This is a genomic window from Acinetobacter sp. YH12064, assembly GCF_013419735.1.
GTDB classification, from domain to species: Bacteria; Pseudomonadota; Gammaproteobacteria; order Pseudomonadales; family Moraxellaceae; genus Acinetobacter; species Acinetobacter amyesii.
In genome coordinates this window covers 1-17,858 of the sequence record NZ_VOZP01000024.1, presented here as the reverse complement: position 1 = coordinate 17,858, position 17,858 = coordinate 1, and the positions used below count along the sequence as shown (strand labels likewise).

The 17,858-nt window shown below is 36.6% G+C and carries 13 protein-coding genes; 3 read left to right on the top strand and 10 right to left on the bottom strand.

The genetic code is table 11. The features are described from left to right. Positions 1 to 70: 70 nt before the first annotated feature. Genes FTU13_RS16800 through FTU13_RS16780 form a run of 5 tightly spaced genes read right to left on the bottom strand, consistent with a single transcriptional unit; the run spans position 71 to position 7,967 of the window. Positions 71 to 1,114, bottom strand: coding sequence for a restriction endonuclease (locus FTU13_RS16800; RefSeq protein WP_180128385.1), 1,044 nt, complete (start codon positions 1,112 to 1,114; stop codon positions 71 to 73). 16 nt (positions 1,115 to 1,130) lie between these two features. Beyond that, positions 1,131 to 4,574, bottom strand: a complete 3,444-nt coding sequence (locus FTU13_RS16795; protein ID WP_180128387.1) for a DEAD/DEAH box helicase family protein — start codon at positions 4,572 to 4,574, stop codon at positions 1,131 to 1,133. Positions 4,575 to 4,630: 56 nt separating this feature from the next. Further along, positions 4,631 to 5,380: a DUF4850 domain-containing protein gene (locus FTU13_RS16790; protein WP_179988797.1), complete on the bottom strand. Its 750-nt coding sequence runs from the start codon at positions 5,378 to 5,380 to the stop codon at positions 4,631 to 4,633. A gap of 14 nt (positions 5,381 to 5,394) precedes the next feature. Beyond that, a complete protein-coding gene (locus FTU13_RS17670) occupies positions 5,395 to 6,489 on the bottom strand; it encodes a restriction endonuclease subunit S (protein WP_373423898.1) in 1,095 nt (364 codons plus the stop codon). After that, positions 6,486 to 7,967 carry a class I SAM-dependent DNA methyltransferase gene (locus tag FTU13_RS16780; protein ID WP_180128389.1) on the bottom strand — a complete coding sequence of 494 codons (1,482 nt, stop codon included), beginning with the start codon at positions 7,965 to 7,967 and terminating at the stop codon, positions 6,486 to 6,488. The genes FTU13_RS17670 and FTU13_RS16780 overlap by 4 nt, the downstream gene beginning before the upstream one ends. A 162-nt stretch (positions 7,968 to 8,129) precedes the next feature. On the opposite strand from FTU13_RS16780, the gene FTU13_RS16775 reads away from it, so the two are divergent. After that, positions 8,130 to 8,672, top strand: a complete 543-nt coding sequence (locus FTU13_RS16775) for a hypothetical protein (RefSeq protein ID WP_180128391.1) — start codon at positions 8,130 to 8,132, stop codon at positions 8,670 to 8,672. 3 nt (positions 8,673 to 8,675) lie between these two features. Here FTU13_RS16775 and FTU13_RS16770 read toward each other — a convergent pair whose 3' ends face one another. Beyond that, positions 8,676 to 8,882 carry a helix-turn-helix domain-containing protein gene (locus tag FTU13_RS16770; RefSeq protein ID WP_017386454.1) on the bottom strand — a complete coding sequence of 69 codons (207 nt, stop codon included), beginning with the start codon at positions 8,880 to 8,882 and terminating at the stop codon, positions 8,676 to 8,678. Positions 8,883 to 8,980: 98 nt separating this feature from the next. Between FTU13_RS16770 and FTU13_RS16765 the strand changes: the two genes are divergently transcribed. Further along, a complete protein-coding gene (locus tag FTU13_RS16765) occupies positions 8,981 to 9,460 on the top strand; it encodes a hypothetical protein (protein ID WP_168419472.1) in 480 nt (159 codons plus the stop codon). 407 nt (positions 9,461 to 9,867) lie between these two features. After that, on the top strand, positions 9,868 to 10,719 hold the full coding sequence (locus FTU13_RS16760; protein WP_168419473.1) for a thymidylate synthase: 852 nt from the start codon (positions 9,868 to 9,870) through the stop codon (positions 10,717 to 10,719). 139 nt (positions 10,720 to 10,858) lie between these two features. Here the strand turns inward: FTU13_RS16760 and FTU13_RS16755 are convergent, their stop codons facing one another. From FTU13_RS16755 to FTU13_RS16740, 4 genes are read right to left on the bottom strand one after another with little or no spacing between them, the layout of a single operon-like run. Then, on the bottom strand, positions 10,859 to 11,371 hold the full coding sequence (locus FTU13_RS16755; protein ID WP_168419474.1) for a hypothetical protein: 513 nt from the start codon (positions 11,369 to 11,371) through the stop codon (positions 10,859 to 10,861). Next, the gene (locus FTU13_RS16750; RefSeq protein ID WP_180128393.1) at positions 11,368 to 13,482 is read right to left on the bottom strand and encodes a site-specific integrase; all 2,115 of its coding nucleotides are present in this window, start codon (positions 13,480 to 13,482) and stop codon (positions 11,368 to 11,370) included. The genes FTU13_RS16755 and FTU13_RS16750 overlap by 4 nt, the downstream gene beginning before the upstream one ends. Further along, the gene (locus tag FTU13_RS16745; RefSeq protein ID WP_180128395.1) at positions 13,482 to 16,355 is read right to left on the bottom strand and encodes a site-specific integrase; all 2,874 of its coding nucleotides are present in this window, start codon (positions 16,353 to 16,355) and stop codon (positions 13,482 to 13,484) included. Before FTU13_RS16745 ends, FTU13_RS16750 begins: the two co-directional genes overlap by 1 nt. Continuing rightward, positions 16,352 to 17,587: a tyrosine-type recombinase/integrase gene (locus FTU13_RS16740; protein ID WP_168417881.1), complete on the bottom strand. Its 1,236-nt coding sequence runs from the start codon at positions 17,585 to 17,587 to the stop codon at positions 16,352 to 16,354. Before FTU13_RS16740 ends, FTU13_RS16745 begins: the two co-directional genes overlap by 4 nt. Positions 17,588 to 17,858 lie beyond the last annotated feature (271 nt).

Below are 17,858 nucleotides of genomic sequence, written 5' to 3'. Positions count from 1 at the left end.
TGTTCAAATGGCGATTCAGCGTTTAATTGGTTTTGGGAAAAAAGAAGAGTTTAAGGAAATTTTGGCAATTTTAAGAAAGCAGAATCCTGATAGGATAAGGGTTCTGTGAAATTTGTCGTGTACAGAGCAACTTTTCATAATTTAGAAAAACTTGGTTTAACAAATCATTCTGTGTCCAAAGCCTAACTCTAAAGAAGCTAGAGGCTAATTCTTTTTGTACATTAGATTTAAAGCCACCCCAAGCGACAAATAAGCCTTGCTTAGTATTAAACTTTGTCATCGCTCCAATTAACTTATCTACTGTTGGACGATCTACCTGTCCATCTCCTGATTTGACTTCTACACAAATTTGCTGTTGCCCAAATCCCATGGGGCCATCACCAGCTAAAATATCTACACCACCATCGGCACCTTCTGGACTTTGCCAACAAGTATATCCTTGTGCTTCTAATACTGCTTTGACTAATAACGTTAATCTATGACCTTTAAATTTCGATTCGATCACTTTTCTAATTTGATCTTGCCCTATAAATTCCAAATCAACTGAACTAGATTCATCTGAAGCATCTTCAACGGCAATGTCTTTTTGAACTCCTTCAAATTTTATTACCTGATGTATGTTTTCTGGTTGCCATGCGTTTTTTTCCATTGCCAGTAAACGTTCTTCAGCATTATTTCGCTGTATACGGCAAATAGTCATGAAAGCCCCAAAGCTATACAGAATATCCTGAGAAAAATGAGATCTTGGAATTCCAGTAGCTAACCATTTCACTGAACGTGAATGTTTAAATGGATCAATAGCATCAGGGTCATAGGAATATTCAGAAGTGATAATTCCTATATAAATAACGGGCTGTAGTTTAGAGGGTAGAATAATTCGATCACCAATATTCATCGTATGAATAAATGGCCAAATTTGACTGGCATGATTTGAGAGCTTTCTAGGCTTAGCATCAAGGTCTGTTTTTGCTAGTTCAGCAATTAAATCCCCTCGATTAACAATTTTTTTTAAATCTAAATGTAAGTTATCCCAAGTTACATAAATTCTAGATGAACTCAAAAACCTTTCTTCATATTCACCTTGTGAACCAGCTCTTACCAACCATACAGCCATATAATATTTTTCCTATTTACGCCACAGCACTTTCATTAAACGCTTCAACAACCTCAAATATGTTGTCAGCATCGGCATCAGCAAATACACCATCAATCCCTTCAAAATGAATTTGATTAAATGGAGGTTCATATAACTGAGCTGCTTCTAAAGTGCCTCGTACAGTGAGATGATCAATGATCATTTCAATAAAACGAATCTGCTTATCGTTATACGTTGTACCTTGTAAGTATTTAGAGAATGCTTGCTGTACCGCTTGACGATCTAGTCCAACCAATGAACGGATGAACATTGGTAATGATTGATCTATGCCAAAGCATTGTTCAAATTTTTCTTTGCTTTCGACTTCCTGAGCTTCAAATACAAATCGCTCAAGTTCGCTCAAATCCTTTGGTGTTAAGGCTAAACCACGCTTGAGCTTGGCAATGGTAATGTGGTTTTCATTGGCTTTAATAAAACTTTCGACACGTTTACGGTACTGGGCAAGGTTTACGCCACTTGAAACGACTGGTATATCGACTGCTTGCATATCTCCAATTTCATCATCAAGCATAGAATACACAATGGTTGAGGTTGATTTTTCAATCAGTTTCACCAAGCCGCGAATACGTTTACGCATCGCCTCCAGCATTGGCAAGGTGATGCCTTTCCAATATTCCACGGTTTGAATGTCTTGAATCAGCGCAATCTGTTCTGCAACCACAGGAATGTTTTCTTTGCTCTCCAATTTAGAAGCAATTTCAATCACTTTATTGGCATAGCTTTGAGTTGCTGTATTGTTCTTTTCCAATACTGCCAACTCAAGGTTGTAGCAAAGCATATCAAACAGTTTGGCCTCTAAGGTTTCAGGCTCAAGCTGATTCGGGAGTTTCGAAATGTGTTCTCGTAATGTACCGATGGCAAGATCATCTAAGTTGTTCCAAGCATCATCATTTTTGAAATGTTCAACATGCTCAAGCTCAGACTTTACAATGAAATTGTCATTGTTCATTGACTTCACTTCAGTCTGTAAACTTTGACGCATATCTTGCTGTACAGCTTTTAGCTCTTCTGTGGCATCGTCCTTCGCATTCAGTAAACTCAGGATATTTAAACGTGCTTTAAACAAACGTTGTCCGAGTGGCTCTGTGGTCGCAACAGGCGCACCATCAGGGTTTTCATTGAAGTATTCAAAGTTAGAGCAGTAGTCGAAAATAAAGAATTCTTTTTTATGTTCATCAGGGGCGAATAGATCTTCACAGAGGCGTGTGCCACGCCCAATCATCTGCATAAATTTGACTTTAGAGCGAACCGCTTTAAAGAATACTAAGTTGACCACTTCAGGCACATCAATCCCTGTATCGAGCATATCCACTGAAATCGCAATCTGTGGCTCAGCTAAATCTTTCTTGCTAAAGTCATCAATTAAGCTTTGTGGATACTTAGTGGCATGGGTAATGACACGGGCAAACTTGCCATCATATTGCGGATAGTTTTCATTGAAGCGATCAGCAATAAACTGGGCATGTTTTTGATTGACGGCAAAGATAATGGTTTTACCCAAACGATCACCGCCTTCGGTCTTAATACCATTTTCCATCAAGTGCTTGAGCATGAGATCAATCGTGCCTGTATTAAACAGCTCTTTATTGATTTTGGATGCTGAGACCTCTTCAGGTGCATCTTGATTGCCCCAATTTAGACTGTCCCAGTGTTGTTTTTCCTCTTCTGAGAGTTCGTCATATTTCACGCCTTCACGCATAAATTTAAGCGGAACAGAATAAGCTTTCGGTGGCACAAGATAGCCATCGGCAATGGCTTGATCGAGGTCGTAGTAATCGGTTGGGACACCGCTTTCTAAGCCAAACAGTGCGTATGTATCACGATCCACTTCATCTCGTGGCGTTGCAGTTAAACCAACAAGCAAACTATCGAAGTATTTAAAAATCTCACCAAATTTTTGATAGACGCTTCGATGCGCTTCATCAATAATAATTAGGTCAAACATGCCTGTACCGAATTTACGTGTGCCATCGGCATTCATTTCATCAATCAAGCCGATCATGGTTTGATAGGTCGAGAAATAGACTCGACCGACTTGGTTTTTATCTTCAAGTAAATTGACGAATGAGGCATCTTTTAAATTGGCTTTAAAAGCGTTGTGTGCCTGATTGACCAATGAAGTGCGGTCTGCAAGGAATAATGCCTTTTGCACTACATTGGCTTTCATTAGCACATCGACCAGTGCAATGGCAGTACGTGTTTTACCTGTGCCTGTTGCCATAATCAGTAAACCTGCACGTTCTTTACGTTGGTAGGCTGCAAGCATGGCTTTAATGGCACGAGTTTGGTAATAACGCTCGACAATGTCCGCATTGATCGGGAAGCTGCTTAAATCAGGGTTGTTCTTACGTCTTTCGATCAGACGTTTGAGTTCTGCCTGCGTATAAAAACCATGTACTAAGCGTGGTGGGCCACCTTGCACATCATTCCAAATTCGGGTTTTGTAACCATTGGTATAGAAAATGACAGGGCGTTGTCCTGTTTGTTGCTCTAAACAGTCTGCATAGAGCTTGGCTTGTTGTTGCCCAATATCAGGGTCAGTTGATGTACGTTTTGCCTCAACCACAGCCAAAGGCAAGCCATTGGCATCATACAGCACATAATCCACTGCACCTTTACCCGATGGGCTAGGCATACCTGTTACAGCAACTTCCTCTCGAACCGTTGTGCCAATGTCCCAACCTGCTTCTTCAAGCAAGAGGTCAATTTTAAGTTTACGAGTTTCGTCTTCTTTATAGTCGGTATGGTCTTCGATTTTGCTGTTGGCAATTTTGGCTTGTTCGACATCTGCACGTTTTTGAGCAAGTTCAGCATCAATATCGGCAAGTAGTTTTTCACGCTCTTCGAGACTTGCAGAGAGTTCAAAGAGTTTCTGTTCTCGCTCACGTAGCGCTTTATGCTGTTCTGCAAATTCTTTTTCTTTAGTTTCTACTTCTTTTTGCAGTTGTTCTTTGTTGGCGGTAATTTGCTGAGTATTGTCAGCATTTGGTATGAGTTTTGGGTTAAATATAATCGACTGAGAACGGTCTTTTGACGGTGAACCGTAGTTACGCTCAAACCAGACATACATCAAGAAAAGATGCTGAATGTGTCTTACCGTTTCTTCAGTAGTGAGCTGCTTGAACTTTTTCCCATGTACGGCACTATTGCCGACCATGCGGATGTTGTCCATTTTGTCCCAAATATAGGGTGGAATCAGGTCTTTAAATTTGAGGTCGTTGAGTAAGTTATGTAGTGAAGCATCATAAGGCTGAGTCAGTTTTTTATCGTATTGATACAGCCAAAGTACAAGGTTTTCGAGTGATGAACGAGCCGCAGCAAGGGCAAATTGTGGGGATATATACGTGAGCTTTTCGGCTTCTTTTGCGGTGGCTGCCAAGCTTTTAAATTCAGGTTCTAAAAACGAGAAGTTACTCATGTATATATTCCCTTAAATATTAAATTAAATTTTATAGATTCTTGATATTAAGTAATTTACTTATGTGTTAAAGAAAAAAAGTTTAACATTATTCGAGCGTATTCCATTTTATCTGATGCAACTGTAACACTAAGTTCATCATAAATATTGTCTTCATTTGGTCGAAATTTTGCGACCCCATTGGTTTGATATTGTCCTTTTAATTGATACTGATAATAAACAGTTTGTTGATTCGCTCTTACTATGTGTACAGGTGGTGTTGTCCCACTAAACTTAGTACCATATAGTTGATGATTTTGCCTTGCAGCTTCTGGGAAAAATGGTGTTGCGGCATCAAGTCCACAACCGACACAAGCAGGGACAGCATATAAACTTAGGTTTGACTTTTGATCTGTTGATGCAAGTGCTAAAACGGTGTTGCCATTTACACCAATAGCACCTTCCAATCGTGTCCATTCAGCAGGTGCTAAGATCCATTCTTCTGTTTCAGCAATGTTATATACCCTCATGCTGGCAGCAAGTTTTTTTGGTAAATCCATTGCGAAATAGCACTTTGACTTATTACAACTTGCTGTAGGTCTATGTGGTGCATCAGTTTCATCCATACCCTTAGGGACGCTGATCGAATATGCAGGGACTTGCACACCATTTTTAAATATTGCTGTACCTATAGCGGTTATAGGATGCATTTTTCTTTGTTCATTTACGCTGATATCTATTCTTACAGGAGAAAATGTATATTTTTCAGCAAAACTAGCAGTTGAAAAAAAACTTAAGCCAACGGCTACGATTAATTTAAATTTCATAACTATCCTTGTATTTATAAAGTACCGCTAAATGCTTGGTTTTGTAACGAGCTAAAAAGATTTAAATCTTTTAGTTCCATTTTACTTTTTAACTTACGTGTTTGATCACATATATTTGAAAAATATAATTGTTTTTCCAACGGAGGAATTGGTATTTTTATATTCAACAAATCAGACTTAGTTAAGCTAGGGATTGTTACAGTTTTATTTAGTTGCTCAAAATTAAAAAAATGACAGAACCAAAATAAGTAATCTACTTTTAGTAGATCTTTATTTGGCACTAAACCAAAGGCAGTATCAACATTCCAAAAATTTTCAAACATTAAAATGGGTTTATTGATGTTTCCTTTTCTACCAATGATGACCGACTGCGCTGGAGTAAGCCATTCATTAGCATATCCCATGACTCCACCACTACCACATATTGGGAAAGTACCGTTTTGATCAAGAACAGCTTTTTGATTTTTTCCATTAATGATTTTTAGAGCATCTCCCCATTTAAGTACTTCCCAGCCTTTAGGATTACTGACAGGATCGCCAAACATATCAATAAAGGTGGCTTGTAAAAGCTGATCTAACTTTTCAATCGCTTGCTGACGTTTTTGGCGTAACTCATCCGCTTGATCTAAAATAGAAGCAATTTGGCGTTGTTCTGCAAGTGGTGGGAGTGGGACAGATACAGATTTAACTAATTCTGTATTTAAGTTTTTTACGACTGCACCTGCGGCTAAGCCTGTGAATTTTCGATACATAAAATCACTACCTAATAAGTGATAAAAATAATCTGTATCTACTTTTGTTTTGTCAGCACTTAAAACCAACCAGCCATCATGAATACAACCAGTCGTTTTCATGATGTAAGGACGACCAAAACTCATCGAATTAGTCAATAGAAAATCATTTGGATGCACTAAACGAGTTTTATGCAGACCTTCAGGTTTAATCTTTTTTTCAGTTTTATAAATATATTTTGAACTATTAGATGCATCTTTAATGCTAATCCAATTTAATCCATTAGGATCATCTGTAATATATTGATCAATCGGACGTGGAGAACCACCACGAGCAATTTCGAAAATATCACCTAACTTAACTTGCTCCCAACTCACTTAAGCATCTCCTTAAGCGTAGCCATTCCTTTTAAAATATCCTGCTCAAGCACTTCTAAATCCGCCAAAATCTTGCTTGGTGCTTCATATTCTACTTGCTCATACACCACTTCTTTATAACGGTTAATCGACAAGTCATAACCATTGGCAGCAATATCGGCTTTATCCACCATAAAGCTTTGCTCTGTGGCTTTACGGTCTTTTTCACCCTCTAAGTTTTTAAAACGGGCAATAATGTCAGGAATGTTGTTATTTTCATGCTTTGAACTATCTAGCTCATTGCGCTTATCATCAAGCGAATAACCATCCGCCTGCATATCATAAAACCAAACTTTGTCCGTACCGCCCGACATGGTTTTGGTGAAAATCATAATGGCAGTTGAAACCCCTGCATACGGCTTAAATACTCCTGACGGCATCGAAATAATCGCTTCAAGCTTTTGCTCTTCCACAATCTTTTTACGCAAATCTTTATGCGCTTTAGATGAACCAAATAACACGCCATCAGGCACAATCACCGCAGCACGACCACCAGTTTTTAACAAACGTAAGAACAAGGCTAAAAATAACAATTCAGTCTTTTTGGTTTTGACTACGGCTTGAATGTTCTTGGCACAGCTTTCATTGTCCAAACTGCCTGCAAATGGAGGATTGGCTAGAATCAGACTGTATTTTTCAGCAATATGCGAATGCGCTTCACTTAAAGAATCACGGTTTTCAATACGTGGGTTTTCAACACCGTGCAGCATCATATTCATCGAACCAATGCGAAGCATGGTGCTGTCAAAGTCATAACCAAAAAAAGTTTCTTCACTAAAGCGTTTAGCTGCTTCAGGATTGGCGAAAATCTCAGTACTGTAATGATCGTTTAAATATTCACTTGCAGCGACAAGGAAGCCTGCTGTACCACAAGCAGGATCACAAATGGTATCCGTTGGTTTAGGTTGCATCAGCTCCACAATCATTTTGATAATATGACGAGGCGTACGGAACTGACCGTTTTGACCTGCTGATGCAATTTTGCCAAGCATATATTCGTAAATATCGCCCTTGGTGTCTTTATCATCCATTGGAACTTCAGCAACCAAATCCACCACTTTGGTAAGTAGCGCAGGCGTAGGAATGGTAAAACGTGCATCCTTCATGTGATGGCTATAGGTGGTTTCGTCTTCAACACCTAAGTTTTTAATGAAAGGAAAAACTTCATTGGCAACGGTGTTATATAAAGTTGCAGCATCACCCAAAGTCACAAACTTCGACCAACGAAGATGATCTTGTTCAGGCGTAAAAATTGGATGTTCTACAGCAGTTTTTAAGCGGTTAGCTTTCTTTTCTTTGGTGATCTGAATTTCATCGAGTCGGCGAATAAACAGCAAATAGGTCATTTGCTCCATGACTTCTAAAGGATTGGAAATACCGCCACTCCAAAATGCATTCCAAATCTGGTCAATTTTGCTTTTAATTTCGCCTGTAATCACGATATGACTCTCAAATTTCTTTGAGAGTATTGTCTTAAAATTTAGTTAAAAAAGCGAATAGATCTGATCGGGAAACGACATAATTTGTCTCCTATATTCACAGATGCAAGAAATTCATCTAGATTAGAAATTAAATAAACTATTCGCTAAAGAGGAAGGAGCATGAAAAGTGAGGAATATAAACGCAACAAAGACAAATTTCAGAAAATTTTGAAAACTGTAAGTGAAATATCCAAATCAGAACTAGCTCCATTTTTGGATCATAAAAAATTCTTACATTCCACGCTATTTCATCAAATAGCAGTCTTTGCTGCGATGCATTATAAAGAACACAGTAATAGCACGCCTATTATGCAAGTTTTGGATTTCACAAAATTGAAAGGGACCGAATATCTAAAAGCAGTAAGATGGTTTGAATATAGAACTGGTACATGCTTTTTTATCGAAGATAACAAATTAAAGAAGAGTAAGAGTAATACTCTTTTAGACGAGAATTATCAAATGTTTGGGGAGTTTCTAAAAACTTACAAAGGGCCATTACCTGAAATTAAATCACAAAAAGCAGAGATCGAAGAAGACTATATAGAAAAATACAAAAAATACTCTAAAGAACCTCGTGACGAATTTGATTTGATAGAGAACACGTCTATGAAAATTGGTGGTCGGACTGTATTTGGAGGATATGGTACTGGAAAAAAACGCTAAAAATTAGGGCAATAATTCTTTCATGTCTACTTCTAGTGCGGTGGCGATTTCATACAGCTTTTCAACAGTAAGGTTTACTTCGCCACGCTCAATGCGACCGATATAACTGCGGTCAATACCACACTGTAACGCTAAAGCTTCTTGTGTAATTTTTTTCTCTATTCTTTTTTTGCGTATTAATTGACCAATCTCAATAGATAATTCTAACATTTAAAATAAATTGTTCAAAAAATAGAAATATCACTAATTGAGGATTAAATATCCACGGACTATAATCCTCTTTTTATAAATTTGAAGAGCATTTAAATATGCAACTCCTTAGCATGCCTTTGTTTCAAGTATTTCTTCCCATTATTCAATCGAACTCTATTCACAATTGGACTGCAAATGACTTTTGGAAGCGTATGAAATTGTCTAGAAAAGAACGTCATCGCTTCAATCGTCAACGTATGTATCGGATATTACGGAAACTGGTTGAACTAGGTTTTTTAGAAAAGGACATCAACCAGCAATCTCCTCGATTTTCTTTATTTAGAGAAACATTAAAAATCAATGAAATTAGAAACTTAAAAGAAGAAGAGTCTGATGTTTCTAAACTTAGATTAGAAGAAGTCAAAGTAAGTTCTGAAATTTTCTTTTTAGAGAAACAAGCTGAAAAATATAGAAAATTAGAACTCAGTTTTCCTAATATAAAAATTAAGATATCTGAAGCTAAAGAGAAATGTTTATCTCAACTTATCGAGTTAAGGGCTTACCACTCTGCTCTTAAAAGCATTATATCATCTTGAAAAATATAATATAATTTTGAAAAGACTATTAAAGTCAAATAGGTATAGTCCTTGAGACTTCACTATTTTCTATCGTATTTTTTAAAAATTTATTGATAGACGATTAATTTGGTAATTTATCTGGGACTAAGGAAAGGTTTGAAAGCAGTTTTTGAGTATTCAGATCATATCTCAATAGGTTTTTCTGATGTAACTTCTCTGAATGAGCATAACAAACAGGTTTGTGTAAGAATACTCTGAAACTCTATAATACTGATCGAGCTTATCAGGTAAAAACAGGTTGTGATTATACACTACTAGAGAAAATTACCTGATGAGAAAAATTTAGCTCAAATTTCACTTGATAGGCTACTCAATAAGCGGGAACTGTCACATCAATTTAGAGCTGGTACAATTAAGGTGGTTAAATGAAACAATATCTAGATTTGTGTCAACGCATAGTTGATGAAGGCGTATGGGTTGAAAATGAACGAACTGGAAAGCGTTGTTTAACCGTTATTAATGCTGATTTGGAATATAACGTTGGAGCTAATGAGTTTCCTTTAGTAACAACCCGTAAAAGTTATTGGAAAGCTGCTATTGCAGAATTATTAGGGTATTTACGCGGCTATGATAATGCCGCTCAGTTTCGTGCTATTGGCTGCAATACTTGGAATGCCAATGCTAATGAGAATGAAGCATGGTTAGCCAATCCTCATCGTAAAGGCGAAGATGATATGGGGCGAGTATATGGAGTCCAAGGGCGTCATTGGCGTAACTCTGAAGGTAAAGTGTTTGACCAACTCCGTAAGATCTATGATGACTTACGAAACGGTATTGATGATCGTGGTGAAATTCTGACTTTCTATAACCCAGGCGAATTTGATATGGGGTGCCTTCGACCATGTATGCATACTCATACATTCTCTTTGGTAGGGGGGACTCTTTATTTAACATCATCACAACGGTCATGTGATGTGCCTTTAGGCCAAAATTTTAACCAAATTCAGGTTTTTACCCTTTTAGCACTAATGGCTCAAATTACAGGTCATAAGGCTGGAAAGGCTTATCATAAGATTGTGAATGCGCATATTTATGAAGACCAGTTGGAAATGATGCGTGATGTGCAATTAAAACGTGAACCATATCCGTCACCTAAGCTCCATATCAATCCTGATATTAAGAGTTTAGAAGATATTGAAACATGGGTAACCTTAGATGACTTTGATGTTGAAGGTTATCAATATCATGAGCCTATAGCATATCCATTTTCTGTATAAGTAACTAAATTCAATTGAAATTACGATAGATGATGTGCATATGATATACATACTTTGATTGTTAGTATGTAATCTGGGAAAGTTACCTAAGTTTGTTTGAGGTTCAATTCCTTGATCAAGATAGGTAACTTTCTCTTTTTCAATGTCTAAGCTGAGCTGCACTAATGTCTCTTTGTTCTAATAATTCTTTTAACCGTTCGATTTCTTGCTCCACATCCAAAAGAGACTTTCGAGTTGTTTCATATAACATTTTATAATGATCTCGAGATTCCTTCATTTGTTCAAACCGTGTATTAGAGTGCTCAAAAAAACGCTTCATATCTTGGTATTCATTAAACCAGTAGATAACCTCGATTTGTGTTTGACCTAATTTTTCTTTAAGGGATGCTTTTGAATCACTCGTATTCTGACTAGCTTGTTCTTTTAGTAATTCTTTTTCAGCCTCGCGAGCCTCCTTAATTTGCTTTAGTTTTTGGATAGGTTCGACTCTATTTGTAATTGTATTTCGATGAATACCTGTCATCTTTGAAAGTTGTGCCACAGTTGGCTTCAAATTTTTGTTGCCCTCAATTTCTTGTAATGCATTATTTAGAATCAAAGTATTTGCCTCATAGTCCTCACTATTTTTTTGGTCATAAGCCTGATTACTCATAGTTCAACTGCCTCACCAAGATATTCTAAAACCATTTTGGCTTCATTCATTGCTGCCATAATTTGTTCACGATTGTATAAGTATTCTGGTTTATTTAAGTTTTCTGTATTCAAAATATAAACCTCTCGCCACTTTGGAGCATGCTTGCTTGTAACAACAGCTTGTTTACACCTGGCAGGGTTGCATCGCAGTGAGCCGATACATGGCAAACTTGAATCATATTCTTCTTCTCTACCACCATAGCAAAGACCTTGTCCCATATATACAACGGCTACACCTTGGTTAACCAGTGCTTCATACACCTCTTCTTCGGTATAGCCTTCCGCCATATACCCCTGAAACATCTTGATTAGGCGTTGTCTATGCTCATTTGCTTTACCGCCATAATATATGCCATGTGGATTATGAGCAGTTTTAATAGCTTCTAACTCAGCAGTTCGACGTAAAGATGTATTACTGCCTTTTCTATTTCCATCTTTTGATAACATTTCACCAATATCACCATAACCTAGTGTTACGGATGAAGTAGCACCATCAAATGTAAATTTGGAAACACTGTCTACGAAATGCTTTAGTTGGAATGATATTAAAGGTAAACCTACTTCGGCCTTAAATAGCTGATAGGTTAGGGTATGTCTTAACATATATGGATTGAAGTTAACTTCATTGACAGCACGTTCTCCTAGAAGCCGACGAATAAAAATATTCATCTGGTGGATAATTCCATTACTATCCATTGGACAAGGAGAACTATCTGATGGAACAGTACTAACACTTGAGGCTAGGTATGGCGATGCTTTAATTTGTGCAATATAAGAAGCTGCTAAGATTGCATCTCTAACAATGGGTATAGCTACCCACCTATCGTCAAACAAACCAGTGCTGATTTCCTCTTTATGTTTTTTGACCGCACTTTCAATGAGCCAGATTCCATTTTCTTCAATTAAGCATGAAGAATTCTGAACCTGTACTTCTGCTAGTTCAGATGGTCTCATACCTGTATATTGACCGACTAAGTACAGACAAGAATATGAAAGAAGATTAAAATAATCTCGAAGACTAACTAACGTGTAACCACGATTTATTAGCACCTCACGTAAAGCTGATCCGTGCTTTATATTGGAATCTGTATCGATCATCCAGTTATAGAAAGAGGTAAGGTTCTTAATGAAATTCGAAGAATAGCCTTTGTTTTTTAAGCGCAATGCAATGTATCCGTTGAGAACTTCTTGAGTAATTCCAGCTTGAGATGCCCATGAACTATAATTACTAGTATTGAATCGTTCTAGGGTATGGATATCTGATATTCTATCGCGATCCCCTATAGCATTTAAAAAGTCAACTACAATAAAGGATGCAACTTTTGATAGGGTTTCAAATACCTGATCTGGCAGGACTTGCTCTTTCTTTTCTTTAACTACATTAGCTAGCTTATTCCAGGGCAAGCTATTTAATTCTACATAAGCAATTGGCTTTTCAAATACATACTTAAGAGAAGCAGGGTTGCGAAGATAGCCAAAGAATTGATCTAATTCGCTACCTTTTACTCGCTCATAGTTTGCAGCAGCTTTGTAATATAGTTCAGGTCCTATATCTGATAACGTTCTGATCTTCGTTTGTACAAACTCATAACCGAGTTCATTATTAGCTTGTTTAAATATTTCATTAATAAAGGTTAAGCCACTCTCGAAGTATGGAATCAATGAGTTGGCTTTTATAATCCCTTTGACTCGACTTCTAGTTCTAGGGCCAGTATGTTGAGGCTTGAAAATTAAATTATTTAGTAAAGCTAGTTCAAGAATAATTTTTATCTCTGTTAAAACGAATATAGGTACATCTTTATATTTTGTAAAATCAATACGCAGTTTTGCGCCTTGGACATTTCGTGCAGCATTGGGATAATCCTTGTTAAAATCCCAAATTTGATCTGAAAATTTCGATAGTTTCGATACGGGCTTATGCATAAGAAGATCCATATATTTTGTAGATCCCCTATTTTTAAGCTGAGAACACTCAATATTCTGGTTTCTTGTTGAATTTAGACTATTCAAAATATCGAAACGATGCTCTGCAAAATTTGTTAGTACATCTAGTTTCGCTTCACTATTCATTAGACAGCCCCATCGACAAGAGTGGTGGTTTCGATGAACTCAGATAAACGCTGCCCATCTTGTAGTTCGTCGGTTGAAAAATCGGAGAGTTGTGGATCTGTAATATTTTTTATGAGCTCTAGATTTTCACGAATGACATGCCCGTATGGCGTATCCATTACACGAGTATGTTCTGTTAGAAGAGTGTAATCTCGTTGCATTGCAAAAATTTCAGGAAGATTTTTAGCTGTAATAATTACATTGTCGCAACTTAGGCATTTGTTATATTGAGAACATGGCGTACCTGGAATATATGATGATAATTTTTTCACAAACTCTGGTGGGTCAAAAATATTCTTGCATTCGGCTAAAGGTGTGTGAAAAGTTATAGCTAACTTTTTAACATTTGTGTGCTCAACTATTCGTATTAAATCTTTAGCTTGCGTTTTTTCGTTCAAAGTCGATTGATGTATTCCCTTTAGGGCATCATTGATTTTTATTCTACTTATCGAGTTAAAGTCTAAAGAATCTAGATAACTAATAGTTGTTCGGATAGTCGAGTGTCCCAACATCAGTTGGATTTCGCGAAGAGATACCCCGCTATCAAGCATTTCACTAACAAAAGTTGGTCTAAATCGACTTATAGTTAGAGTTAATGGTTTTCCTTGATCATCTTTTAAATTGTATTTTTCAACAAAGCTAGCAAGATTATCTCCTAGTGATTTCTCATTTCTTTCTTTATTCCCGAATATAGGAGTAACTCTTCCATGTTTTTTTGTACTATTCGATTGATAGATAAAGAGCCTGTTTTTAAGGGCTTCATCTTCAATATCGTGCCGGAAAGAACTGGTTATCTGAATTACTTCTTGGAAAACCTCTTTTACTGCTTTAGCCTGTGTTGATGTAAGCCAACTTAGTTCTGCATTGAAAAGATCAAGATGATACTCTTTGTGACCATTAGATCGTTCTTTCCAGTACCTAAGACATGGACGTGATGTTGCTGGGTGACTTTCTACATAATCATCTATGTCGAGAGCTAGTAAAGAGTTTGTGTTCAAAGCGGTAATTTGGGCTAGTCTTAAAAGGTAGGGGATGAGTATCTCCACGCTAACCAAAGGAGGAACTCCCCATTCTTTATAGACTTCTAATAAGCCTTTATTTGAATCAGCGATAATTTTTAAGAAACTTTTTTCAATAGGTAATTTTGCTGTGTTGTAATGAACTGGCTTGCAATTCAGGGGATTTTCAAAGAGCCATCGGGCATTTTCTAGTTTTGATAACCCTCTTATTCGAGCCCCATGCTGATCGAGAGGATTTTCGCCAATATTAGTTCTTTCATAAGGTGTAAGGAGTGATCTTGATGCTTCTAAATCCTTCTCAATAACGTCCAATATTTGGAGCCTTTCATTTTTTGAAAATGGTTTTTTGACATCTGTTTCTCTATTTGTATCAAAGCCATTTGCATCAAAAAAACTGTATCCAATATCACTTACTTGAGTTAGCCTTTTTAATGTTTTACGTACTGAGCTCAAAATTGTATTTGCATGATGACTTGAAATTTCTTTACATATTATTTTCTGTTCTAAATACTTTCGATACCTAGAGAATAAATACTCATCAAAAGCTTCTGTAATTCTTATAGGTGTAGTTCCATTTAATTCAGATAAGAACTTAATAAACAGACTACATGCATTGCTATAATTACTTTTGCCTGATTTTGACGCTACTGTTTTACTTTGGACAGCAAAAAGTTGCTCAACTTGAATAAACGGCTCCGTTTTTGAAGGTTCAAGAAAGTCAGTAGCGGTATTTAACTTTTTTGTTGCTAATCTATTGAAGCGTTCTGTTTGATTTTCATTTGGTTCTTGTTGTTGAGAAAGTTTCTCTGATACCCGTTCAGCAACACTTTTATATTCTTTATTGATTATCCCAAGGGTCTCAAGATCTTTATGAATAAAGTTCCAAGCATTCTGAACAGCACCAAATTTGAGTGAGTTTTTGGATATAGGACGTTGTTCGGGTGGCATTCTTGTGAGTGAAATCCTGTTACCAAAAATAGGTAATAACTTTTTTTCTTCTATGGATAACTTCCGATACCAATTCCGTAGTTTTCTTTGATCCTCGATGCTTGCAGCTTCGTAAGGTCCATTTGGAATTATCAATATTTTTTCTTTTATCATCTTTTCAATTACAGGTAAGGCTAGCTCCCTATATTTTGTTGCAGAACATGCTGAAATGCCTGTAACGCTTTGAATATACTCAACAGCTATATTGAAACCTAAAGGTGTGGTAGACTTTTTAAGCGGTATTTCCCACAATAGATCTATATCTTCAAGTACGCTTGAAACCCACTCTAGAATAGCTGATTTAGCATCTTTGATTAGTCGTTTACGTTCTTTAAAGGGTTTAAAATTTGCCTCAATAATGCCTAATTGGTTGAGATCTTCGTGAATCTCATCGATAGTTTTTCCTATAAACTCATATCTAGTTCCACGAAAGAGCCAAGATCTTTGTTCTGATCCTATTGACGCAAAGCAGATATTATTAGGAGATTTAGCTTGACGAGGTAGACGTTTTTTATCATCAAAACTTAAGGTGCTATACCAGTATAAAATTCTCTGACGAAACAAATTTTCTGTACTAGATGCTCCTTTTACAATAATTTTCATCTTAGCCATCTTTTCTATTAATGGTAGAGAAAGATGTCTCCGTTTATGAACGTCATAAATCGAAAGAGATACTGCATTTGATATGAAATCAGCCATGACATTAACATTCCAAGGGCTTTTTACATCCTTGCTAAGAGGTAATGCTAAAAGTTGATTTGGATTTTGTAGTAAATTTTTTACCCATATATTTATTAGCTGATCCGCAGTCTTTTCATTTCTGTTCATTTAAAATCCTTGATCCCAATTTTTAATTGTGTTTGTTCACTCAAACGTTTCATTTTCTCAGCTCTAGTCAATAACTCTCCGTGTTCATCACACATATTGTTATAAATGTCTTGAGGAATACTGGTATACATCTGTGTAGTGTCAAGCTGGTTGTGCCCTAGGTTTTTTTGCACGATAACAAGTCGATCCAAATAATCAGTTCCTAAATCATTAGATTGTAGAATCGCATAAGCATTACCATGCCGTAGCTTGTGTGGAGAGATCATTCGATAAAGGCGACCTTGTCTCATCGCACGTTTACTTACACGCTCAAGTAATCTATCGATTGACTTGGGTGTATAGGGAGTACCATGAGCATTGAAAAAGGCTGGGGTATCAGCTGGATTGAGATATTTACGTGCGTACTTTTTATATAGGGGGGAGGCATGATATTTTTTTATACGATTGATAGTTGCTGAACTAATTAAGGTCCAGCGGGGTTTGATTTCATTTCCACGACCTTTGCTTCCTTTAACTTTTACGGGGATATAATCAGCATGAATGGGCTGGTCAGAATCCCGTGCAATAAATTTTTCAGAATTAAAGTTACAAGCGTTTCTAAAATCTTCAAGAGTAACCCTAGGGAGCTCTGAACGACGTAAGCCAGAATCATATAAAAATTGAAGTAAAACCCTTTCTCTTTCAGAAGAAGTTGATTCTATCAATACAACGAGATCATCGAGAGTGCATGAGATGATAGGATTTCGTTTGGGAGCTTTTGAAAGGTAACCGTTGCAATATGGATTATCTTCTCTCAGTGGTCCACGATTTTCAGTGGGCTCACAAAGATACTCAATGAAAGTACGTATAGTCGCATCTCGATTTCTGACTGTAGATGATTCTTTACCTTCTTCAAGAATTAAAAACGTTAGGTATTCTTGAATTACATATCCTGGAACTGTGATAAATACTTCATCAGTCTCATCATCTTCATAATCAGAACGGCTACGAATATATTTCAAGAAGTAAGTCAGATTTTTACCATATGTCTCTGCTGACTTATAAGCAATTTTTGCGTGCTTGGATTGATATGATAAATATTCAGAAATTAAGGGGAGGATCTTACTATTATCATCAAATACACCAGTTCCATTTACTTTTACTTTTTGTTCTGACGTAAAGTTTGAAATTTGACTATGTAAATAAGACTTCGATAAATCAAGTTTTATATTGGAACAAACATTAACATCCATAATCTACGCCAAAGAAATACACAAACTAAGTTATATAACATACTGTGCATAATTCAATCGTTACTATGAACGTAGATCAGTAATGGATTTTAAGCAGTTAAAATTCCATACTGTGAATTATTGTTTAGGGGGGATAAAAGGAAATTTATACACCCAATTTTTTGCACAATATGCATCTTTTGGTAAAGATGACTACCATATTCTAAGTGTGCAATTTATATATTGCACACTCTATCTATCTAAGACATTCACAAAGAGAGCTTAGACTAAA